Below are 9,303 nucleotides of genomic sequence, written 5' to 3' on the forward strand. Positions count from 1 at the left end.
TCAGCCCCTTGTCAGTGGCAGGGAAAGCCCATCGAGTGGCGATAGTCGTGCGCGGCATTGTGGACCGCATCGATATGCGAGAAGCCGACAAAGCCCATGACGAACATGCCGAGGAACGCAGCAAGCGCCAGCTGCATCAGACGCGACTGCGAGGAGACGGAAGCGCCGAGCGAGACGGAAGCGGTATTCATGTCTTGTCCTTTCGCCCTCCACCCCGAGGGCATAGAAGTCAGTTTCCTGTCGCCGGCAGGTCTCCTGGCTCGCGGATCAGCGCCCTTCCCCACCTTCCCGAAGGGCGAACCTTCAGTGGCATATGGAGAGGACTACCGCACACAGTTGCGGGGGCAGCCACGGCATTGGGCAAACAACCTGCCCTCACCGCATTCCCTCTTGGTCCCTAATGGAACCGACGACATCGGCGACTATAGGCAGAATCGCCGCGCCCGGCAAACCAAATTCCGCCGGATCGTGTGGCGAATGCGCCGCCAAGGTACGGCTTTCGGTTTCAACTTCGGCCTTTACTTCGGGCATTTGCACTGCCCCTGACCTGCCTGCCGGCATCCTGTCCCCGTATAGTGATGCCGACCGGCGCCAACGCGACGCAAGGCTCTGCTTCTTTTGACGGTGGCAACCGTGGTAGTCGTCTTGCCGGGGCTGAACCAAGACAGCGAGACCATGAGCATCGACACGCCGAGCGCAGCCGTTCAGGATCAACCGAAGTCGAAGCGCATCGCCGCCATCGACATTGCACGCGGCATCGCTTTGCTTGCCATGGCGAGCTATCATTTCACCTGGGACCTCGAATTCTTCGGCTACACCGACCCAGGCCTCACCGCCTTCGGCTGGTGGAAAATCTACGCGCGCTGCATCGCCTCGAGCTTCCTGTTCCTGGTCGGCGTCAGCCTCTATCTCGCCCATGGCAAAAAAATCCGCTGGACCGGCTTCTGGAAGCGCTTCGCCATGGTTGCCGGGGCAGCGCTGGCGATATCGCTGGTCACCCGCATCGCCACGCCCGACGGCTTCATCTTCTTCGGCATATTGCACGAGATCGCGCTCGCCAGCCTGCTCGGGCTGGCGTTCCTGCGGCTGCCGGCGCTGCTGACGCTTGCCGTGGCGGCCCTCGTTATCGCCGCGCCTTTCTACTTGCGATCCGAGCTTTTCGATCATCCGGCTTTGTGGTGGGTCGGCCTGTCGGCGACCAACCCGCGCTCCAATGACTACGTTCCGCTGCTGCCGTGGTTCGGCGCCGTGCTTGCCGGCATCGCGGTTACCAAGCTCGCCGCCACCTCCGGCGCACTGACGCGGCTGTCGGCCTTGGCGCCCGGCGTCTGGGCAAACCCGCTGGTCTTCATCGGCCGGCACAGCCTTGCCTTCTATCTGATCCATCAGCCGGTGCTTATCGGCTCGGTCTGGCTGTTTTCGCAGTTCATGCCGGCGCAGGTCGAAAGCAGGGAGGTGAATTTTCTGAAATCCTGCCAGATATCCTGCGAGCAGGCGCGCGACACCGAGTTCTGCTCCAGCTATTGTGTCTGCATGCTGGACACTCTTCAGGGCGAAGCCTCGCTTGACCGGCTCTACAGCAACGACCAGTCCCCGGAGTGGAAGGCGCATATAGGCGAGCTCGCCAGCACCTGCACCGCCCAAACCGAGGCGGTGCAACCGGGAACGCGCTAATCGAGGGAGGACAACAATGAGCGACAGTCACCCGAAACCCGTGCAGCAAAATCCTGGGCAGCCGAAGCCGGGGCATATTCCATGGCCGCCGCTGATCTATATCGCCGTCATTATCGTCAGCGTCGCGCTAGGGCTGTTCTATCCGCTGCCGTGGATCGGCGATCTTCTCGGCGACGTCCTGTTCGCCGCCGGCCTTGTGGGATTGGTGGCGGTCGCCGCGCTCTGGTTCACGGCAATCCGCACCATGATCCGCGCCAAGACGACGCTCAACCCGAGCGGCGTGCCGGACCATCTGGTGACCACCGGACCCTTCGCCGTCAGCCGCAACCCGATCTACCTTGCCAACACATTGCTGCTGGTCAGCCTCGCCTTTGTCACTGGAATCGCCTGGTTCCTGCCGCTGGCGGTCATCGCCGCGTTCCTGACGCAGAAGCTGACGATCGAGAGCGAGGAGAAGGTGTTGACGGCCAAATTCGGCAAGAAATACCGGGATTACGCCAAAAGGGTGCGGCGCTGGATTTGAGCCGAGGCTGACACCGAGCCTATGTGGTGACGCCGAGTTCCACCAGCCGCTCGACGCAGGATTCCTCGGCCTGGTCGAGCTCGGCCAGGGTCTCTTCGAGGTCGCGGCGTTTCTGGCGCAAATCCTCGCGCTTTTCCTCGATGCGCTTGATCATCAGCTTGAGCTGGCCGACCTCGCCGGGCGGCTCTCGGTACATCTGGATGATTTCGCGGATCTCGTTGATTGAGAAGCCGAGCCTCTTGCCGCGCATGATCTGGCGGATGAGATGACGGTCCGACGGACGGAACAGCCGGGTGCGGCCGCGTCTTACCGGCTGCACCAGCCCTTCGTCCTCGTAGAAGCGCAACGTCCGCGTCGACACGTCGAATTCGCGGGTCAGCTCCGTGATCGAATAGTATTCGCGCATCGTCACTCCAATGCCCCGGCCACACCGCGAGTTCCAACTGGCCGGCGCCGGCGGCGCCCAGGCACGTACCAGAATCGGCGGACAAGGCACCTTCCAAAGCCTCGCACGGCATTTACGTAAAAGTCAATTAAGGTGCCGTTCAGCGCACGCCGAACCACCATGTGGCAAGCCCGAGAAAGGCAAAGAAACCGACGACATCGGTGACCGTGGTGACGAAAACCGCCGAAGCCACAGCCGGGTCGATCTTGAAGCGGTCGAGCAGCAGCGGGATCAGAATGCCCGCCAGAGCCGCCACGAACATGTTGATGATCATCGCAGCCGCGATGATGCCGCCCAGATTGCGATCGTGGAACCAGGCAGCCGCAACGATGCCGATCAGGATAGCGAAGATGATGCCGTTGATGAAGCCCACCCCGATTTCGCGGCGGATGATGCGCCCGGCATTGTAGATGTCGAGGTCCCTGGTCGCCAGCGCCCGCACGGTGACCGTCATGGTCTGCGAGCCGGCATTGCCGCCCATACCGGCGACGATCGGCATCAGCACCGCCAGCGCCACGATATGCTCGATGGTGCGGTCGAACAGGCCGATCACCGAGGCCGCCAGGAAAGCCGTCAAAAGATTGACCAGCAGCCAGGGCACGCGCGAACGCGAGGTTGAAAAGATGCTGTCCGAGAGTTCTTCGTCGCCGACGCCGCCCATGCGCAGCAGATCTTCCTCGGCTTCCTGCTGGATGACGTCGACGACGTCGTCGATGGTCAGCACGCCGACCAGCCGCTCGTTCTCGTCGACGACGGCGGCGGACAGAAGATCGTATTGTTCGAATTCGCGCGCCGCCTCCTCCTGGTCCATGGTGGCCGGGATGGCATGCCTGGTCTCATGCATGACTTCTTCGACCTTGACCGAGCGCTTGGTCCGCAGGATCTGATCGAGGTCGATGGCGCCGAGCAGCTTGAAGCTCGGATCGATGACGAAGATCTGGCTGAAACGGTCGGGAAGATTGTTGTCCTCGCGCATGTAGTCGATGGTCTGGCCGATCGTCCAGAATGGCGGCACCGCGACGAACTCCGTCTGCATGCGGCGGCCGGCGGTCTCTTCGGGATAGTCAAGCGAGCGCCGCAGCCTTATCCGCTCGGTGAACGGCAATTGCGACAGGATCTCGTCCTGGTCCTCCTGGTCGAGGTCTTCCAGAATGTAGACGGCATCGTCGGAATCGAGATCCTGCACACCTTGAGCGATCTGCGCATTGGGCAGACTGTCGACGATGTCGCGGCGGATCGCCTCGTCGACCTCGGTCAGCGCGGAAAAATCGAAATCCTTGCCCAGCAATTCGACCAGCGCGCGCCGCTGTTCCGGGTGCAGGGCCTCGAGCAGGTGGCCGAGTTCCGACTGGTGCAGATCGTCGACTTCACGCTTCAGCGTCAGCGTATCGCGATCGGCGATCGCGGCACCGATCTGGGCGAGAAACGACGACAGGATGACGCCGTCCTCGTCATAGATGTCGGCGCGGCGCTCCTCGGCCGCCCTGGCGCCGGTCATGTGTTCGTCCTGGCCTTCCACCAGCGCCTCCCGCCATCGGATTTCCGGATAAGGTGGCTGTCACGTCTAGACCATGATCCTGAAAAGGGGAAACCGGTTTTCCGGAGAGATCGTGGTCAAATCATAAAAGATCGAGCGACGGCACGATGACCTGAGAATCGGCCGCTCCATCCGCAACGCACGGAATCCCAGACGACTCGCGAACTGCCGTTGCCGCAGGTTTAGAATTAGAGTATTCTAATTTTATTACTGCTAATAATAACTATCAATAATTGGAGGGGTTTATGAGGGGGCATCTGTTTGTCAGCCTCGCGTTGATTTGCTCGGGGATACTGTTGAGCCCGATTGCCGCCGAGGCAAAATCTTTCAAAAATCTCCAGGGCAAGGAATGCAACCGTGACTACAAACGGCTTTGCTCAATGACACCGATCGGCAAATGCGACCTTCAAAGCATGATCGAGCAGCTGTCACCCGCCTGCAAGGCTTTCGTCGAGAAGCACCGATAATACAGCCATGGTACCGCCGCTGACCAACCGCCGGTTGGTCCGCGGCAGCTAGGTGTGACCGCGCTGAGGCTCAAGCTCAGTAGCTGAGCGACCTACGAACACCTCAGGCTTTGCTTCATGGCGGAGGGTAACGTGCAGACGTTTTTCCGACATATGTTCATCAAGCTGGATCGACTTCTTTTCTTTAAGGTCGCGTCAGCTGTATTTCTCGTTTCCGCATGGAGTGGCGATCTCTACGCAGGAGAGTTCAAGAAAACGAATTGTTGGTTCGAAATTCCGCAGGACCGTACTATGACCTGTGGCACCGTCAACGTGCCTGAGAACCGCAAAAAGACTTCTGATACCGAAATCACCCTGTCGGTGGTGGTCTTCGAACCGGACCGCGAGCGGCATGGGCCCATTGTGTTTCTCACGGGCGGCCCTGGCCAGCCCACCGACATCGGCAACCGAAACCAAATCGAGGAATGGTGGCACTTCATCAGTGCTCAAAGTTGGATGATCGGGCGCCGAGTGGTCGTGGTCGACCAGCGTGGAATAGGAAAGTCGATCCCGGCGCTCGACTGTTCGCAATATTTCAAAGCCGATCACTGGAACGCCGTTTCGTTAAGCGTCGATGCGGAGATCAGCTTCGACAAGCTCATGAAAGATGAGGTCCTTGCGTGCCGAAGTGCACTGTTAGCAAAGGGCATTGATCTTTCCGCCTACAATACGGTCGAAAACGCAGCGGACGTCGACGACATCCGGAACGCCCTTGGAATAAAGAAATGGGTCCTTTATGGCGTCTCATACGGCACGAGGCTCGCGCTGCAAGTGATGAACGAGCACCCAGAGGGCGTCTCCGCGAGCATTCTGGATTCCGTTCTTCCCCTCGACATCGACTACCTGAAGGAAGACGGGCGAAATCTGGATCGTTCCTTGAAGCTTCTGGAACGAGATTGCCAAAAATCACGAGACTGCATGCGTGGGCTAGCAAATGCTGTGCAAGTCATCGCAAGCAATTGGACAAACAGCCGGTGCTTTTGCGGAGCGCAGATAAAGAAAACACTCCTTTGCACTACAGATATGTCTCTGGCGCCGATTTTCTCGAACTCATATTCGGATCATTCTATGATTGCGACGCTATCGAAAATCTGCCGGAGATAATCGAGAGAACTTACAAACACGATTTTAGGCCGCTCGCGGACATGGTCTTCGAGGGCGACGATATTGAGATTTCCCAAGGTATGGATTTTTCGGTCACTTGCTCCGAAACCAACGGATCCGAGCCGTCCGACCGGCGACAGGAATACTGGGCGAAATGGATTGGAGAAGCCGATTATGCTTGGGTGTGCCCGCTTGGTTTCCTGAACGAGCGACAGTCGTGCAAACGCATCCACGCCGATCGAACGTTCCCACCCTGTTGCTGTCGGGAGAATATGATCCGGCAACACCCACCGACTGGGCATATCGTGCGGCCAAAAGCCTTCCTCTTGGGCAAGTGGTCGTTCCTCGGGGAATTGGGCACGATGTGATCGACTCCGATCCTTGCGGATCGGAAATCGTGGCCGATTTCCTGGCAAACCCCAGACGCAAGCTGAGGACCGAGTGCATTGGGCAGATGGAGGCCCCACAGTCTACGGTCGCCGCGCAGCAGCAGTGGCAAGGGCCGGCGACGCCACGGGCGGCGGCAGTTATGAGGTCGCCAAAGCAGACGAGATTGCCCTCCCGCTTCGGACACCGTTCGCCCAAACAACATTAATGCATGTCGGGCAAAAGCATGCCCTCGGGCTTGACCCGAGGGGTGTGCAGCGGTTTGGGACAACGACGTGTGCAAAAACAAGAACCTAAGCGCGTCGCATCAGGCCGGTCGAACGCGACGCGCTTGTCTTATGACATTCATTGCGAAGAGGCGAGAATGAACGGCTGGGAGAGAGTTAGCAGCTCTCTCGTCAGCGACGAGGGATCGCTCGTCGAGGCGCTGGGCGTTCTGGGTGGGACCTTTGCAGCCCTGATCCTGTACGGATCGGTGTTCACTGGCTGGCACTGCGCCGTGGACGGGCACGCATCGATCATTATTGTGTCGGTGATCTGGTGGGCGACCGGACCCCTGGTGCGCGAATAATCATGTGCACCTATCGACAGATGGCCATGCCGACCGATGGCCCCTTCGCATGGGCCAACCTCGCGATCGCAATCACGCAAAAAATCACGTGCCCGACAAGGACGCTCCCTGCCGTGCTCGAATTCAACGGGTAAGAGATTCCGCTTTCGAATTTGAATGGTGCGGTCGAGAAGACTCGAACTTCCACGGGTTGCCCCACAGCGACCTCAACGCTGCGCGTCTACCAATTCCGCCACGACCGCACGTGGTAGGAGCCGGAACCAACCGGCCCGCGGCGTGTAGCAAATCGTTTCCGGTGAAACAAGTGCGCGGCCAGCAATAATCGGCCGGACATCGGCGCAATGCATGTCGCGCAAAAGTGTGCAGCGGTTTTGCGATAACGACATGCATCAAAACAGGAACTTAAAGCGCGTCGCATGAGGCCGGTCGAGCGCGACGCGCTTTAAGTCTGTAAAGCGCCGAGCGTGGCGGAACTGGACGTTTGTACCGATTGCCGCCATATGAGTGGCGAGACGAGATATCATGACAGAACGCAGCCAGATCGCCACGTCGTTCCTGCCCTTGCCCGGCTCGGCGCCGGTCGAATGGCGCATCGAGCCCGGGCTCATCGCCTACCCCGATGCGCTCGCAGTCATGGAGGCGCGCGCCGAGGAAATCCGCAGCGGCGCCGCCGGCGAGATGGTCTGGCTGGTCGAGCACCCGCCGCTCTACTCAGCCGGCACCAGCGCCCGCATCGAGGACCTGATCGAGCCGGACCGTTTCCCGGTCTTTGCCGCCGGGCGCGGCGGCGAATACACCTATCATGGGCCGGGCCAGCGCGTCGCCTATGTGATGCTCGACCTGAAGCGGCGGCGCGAGGATGTCCGCGCCTTCGTCGCGGCACTCGAACAATGGATCATCGGCACGCTGGCCGCCTTCAACGTAAGCGGCGAACGCCGCGAGGACCGCGTCGGCGTCTGGGTGGTGCGGCCGGACCGCCCCGCTTTGCCCGACGGCTCGGCGGCCGAGGACAAGATCGCAGCCATCGGCATCAGGCTGAGGCGCTGGGTGAGCTTTCATGGCATCGCCATCAATGTCGAGCCGGACCTCAGCCATTTCAGCGGCATCGTGCCGTGCGGCGTCCAGGATCACGGCGTCACCAGCCTTGTCGATCTCGGCCTTCCCGTAACCATGGCCGACCTCGACCTGGCCCTGAAATCCGCTTTCGAGGACGTGTTCGGGCCCGCCGCAGTGTCGCCTGTCGAAACCGGCCGCAGGGCCGGCTGAGCCCATCAGCGGCGCCGGCTCAAAGCAGTTGCGCGGACGCCCACAAGACCCCGTAGCCGTGGATGGCGAACACCGCCAGCAGCGCACCGGCCATGGCAAAGCGATCGAAGGTGCGGATCGGCTTAAGCTCGTGGCGCGGTTTTACCCCGCTGCCCATGGTCAGCAGGCTGAGGATCGAGAAGACGGCGCCCGCGACAAGTAGGAAGCTGGAGGAAAAGCCGGCCTGCCGCCCGAGCGCCAGCAAGGCAAAGAGCAGGAAGAACGAAGCCAGCGCCAACGCGATCGGCCCGGGGCAGATCTGGCGCAGCACCTGGCCGCCGTCGAATTTCCACACCGGCACCAGGTTGGCGATGTTGAAAAGCGCGGCACAGCCGGCCAGCGTCGCCAGCAACATGGCGGCAAGTCGATGCCCCTCGCCGCCGGCAAGCGCGCTGGCGGCAATCAGGACCGGCACCAGGAAGGCGGAAAAGCCGGCGCCCATCAGCGCCACGAATGCCACTTCGAAGCGGCTGTCATAAGGCCTGCCGCCCATGGCGACGCCGCCGAGCAGCGGGACGAAGATCATCCGCGCCGTGCGGTGCCCTGTCAGCCGGAACGCCGCCACGTGGCCAAGCTCGTGCAGGGCGACCACCGATGTCAGGATCGCGGCCAGCGCCAGCCCGCCGAAATTGAGGCCGAAAAACGGCCACAGGATGAATGCCGAAAGGACGGCAAACCCGACTTGGCCGAGCGGGTGCTCGAACCAGCCGCCTTTGCGGTAGCGTCCGGTCCTGGCCCAGATATCCAGCTTGCCGAGTTCGCGACGCATGGCGAAATAGCGAAAGACGAGAAAGGCGACGCCGCGATAGCGATCGGTCCGCGTCAGCGTCACCCGCGTGCCCTCGCCCACCGGCACGAGCTCGGTGGTTTCGCGATAGTGCGCCCAGAACGAGGCGTCGAGCGAGGTGTCGTCGAGGACACGCATCGAAAACCGGCTGCCACCCCTGACATCTTCGAACACGATACCCTCCAGCGCGATCTTGCGCTCGATCGGCTGGCCGTCGCGCCCTTCCCAGGAAAGCCTGATCCGTGTCGCACCTTGCTCTTCAAGCGCCTCGGCGGACAATATCTCGCCCGACCAGCCGGCATTGTCTCCGAACGGCCACAGCGCCTGCCAGAGCAGGCGCCGGTCGGCCGCGATCACCCGGCTGAGCCTGACCGTGCGGACACCGAGCGGCGCGGTCAGCAGCAGAAAGATCAGACCGAGATTGCAGGCCGCGAGGATGGCCGTCACGATGGGGGACACTGGGC

General features: G+C 61.2%; 10 protein-coding genes, 1 tRNA gene and 1 riboswitch. Of the genes, 6 read left to right on the plus strand and 5 right to left on the minus strand.

The genetic code is table 11. The features are described 5' to 3' along the window. Window positions 1-11 precede the first annotated feature (11 nt). The gene (locus tag AC0L2P_RS21320) at window positions 12-191 is read right to left on the minus strand and encodes a CbtB domain-containing protein (protein ID WP_473503733.1); all 180 of its coding nucleotides are present in this window, start codon (window positions 189-191) and stop codon (window positions 12-14) included. 37 nt (window positions 192-228) lie between these two features. Beyond that, a riboswitch (cobalamin riboswitch) is annotated at window positions 229-426 on the minus strand. Between the two features lie 249 nt (window positions 427-675). On the opposite strand from AC0L2P_RS21320, the gene AC0L2P_RS21325 reads away from it, so the two are divergent. After that, on the plus strand, window positions 676-1,674 hold the full coding sequence (locus AC0L2P_RS21325; protein WP_473503735.1) for a heparan-alpha-glucosaminide N-acetyltransferase: 999 nt from the start codon (window positions 676-678) through the stop codon (window positions 1,672-1,674). Between the two features lie 16 nt (window positions 1,675-1,690). After that, window positions 1,691-2,197: a methyltransferase family protein gene (locus AC0L2P_RS21330; RefSeq protein ID WP_473503737.1), complete on the plus strand. Its 507-nt coding sequence runs from the start codon at window positions 1,691-1,693 to the stop codon at window positions 2,195-2,197. Window positions 2,198-2,216: 19 nt separating this feature from the next. On the opposite strand, the gene AC0L2P_RS21335 is transcribed toward AC0L2P_RS21330, so the two are convergent. Together AC0L2P_RS21335 and mgtE are read right to left on the minus strand one after the other, a co-directional pair. After that, window positions 2,217-2,603 (minus strand): MerR family transcriptional regulator, encoded by a 387-nt coding sequence (locus tag AC0L2P_RS21335; RefSeq protein WP_023676566.1) that lies wholly within the window; start codon window positions 2,601-2,603, stop codon window positions 2,217-2,219. A 139-nt stretch (window positions 2,604-2,742) separates the two neighbouring features. Beyond that, window positions 2,743-4,161, minus strand: coding sequence for a magnesium transporter (mgtE, locus tag AC0L2P_RS21340; protein ID WP_473503739.1), 1,419 nt, complete (start codon window positions 4,159-4,161; stop codon window positions 2,743-2,745). A gap of 602 nt (window positions 4,162-4,763) precedes the next feature. On the opposite strand from mgtE, the gene AC0L2P_RS21345 reads away from it, so the two are divergent. From AC0L2P_RS21345 to AC0L2P_RS21355, 3 genes are all read left to right on the plus strand, one after another. Further along, window positions 4,764-5,789 (plus strand): alpha/beta fold hydrolase, encoded by a 1,026-nt coding sequence (locus tag AC0L2P_RS21345; RefSeq protein ID WP_473503741.1) that lies wholly within the window; start codon window positions 4,764-4,766, stop codon window positions 5,787-5,789. 154 nt (window positions 5,790-5,943) lie between these two features. Further along, window positions 5,944-6,384, plus strand: coding sequence for an alpha/beta hydrolase (locus tag AC0L2P_RS21350; protein WP_473503743.1), 441 nt, complete (start codon window positions 5,944-5,946; stop codon window positions 6,382-6,384). 156 nt (window positions 6,385-6,540) lie between these two features. Next, window positions 6,541-6,747 carry a hypothetical protein gene (locus tag AC0L2P_RS21355; RefSeq protein WP_473503744.1) on the plus strand — a complete coding sequence of 69 codons (207 nt, stop codon included), beginning with the start codon at window positions 6,541-6,543 and terminating at the stop codon, window positions 6,745-6,747. 157 nt (window positions 6,748-6,904) lie between these two features. Here AC0L2P_RS21355 and AC0L2P_RS21360 read toward each other — a convergent pair. Continuing rightward, window positions 6,905-6,989 (minus strand) — tRNA-Leu (locus tag AC0L2P_RS21360). A 280-nt stretch (window positions 6,990-7,269) separates the two neighbouring features. On the opposite strand from AC0L2P_RS21360, the gene lipB reads away from it, so the two are divergent. Continuing rightward, window positions 7,270-8,013, plus strand: a complete 744-nt coding sequence (gene lipB / locus AC0L2P_RS21365; RefSeq protein ID WP_473503746.1) for a lipoyl(octanoyl) transferase LipB — start codon at window positions 7,270-7,272, stop codon at window positions 8,011-8,013. Between the two features lie 19 nt (window positions 8,014-8,032). Here the strand turns inward: lipB and AC0L2P_RS21370 are convergent, their stop codons facing one another. Continuing rightward, the gene (locus AC0L2P_RS21370; protein WP_473503748.1) at window positions 8,033-9,298 is read right to left on the minus strand and encodes a site-2 protease family protein; all 1,266 of its coding nucleotides are present in this window, start codon (window positions 9,296-9,298) and stop codon (window positions 8,033-8,035) included. Window positions 9,299-9,303: the final 5 nt, after the last annotated feature.

This window comes from Mesorhizobium sp. WSM4836, from assembly GCF_055811815.1.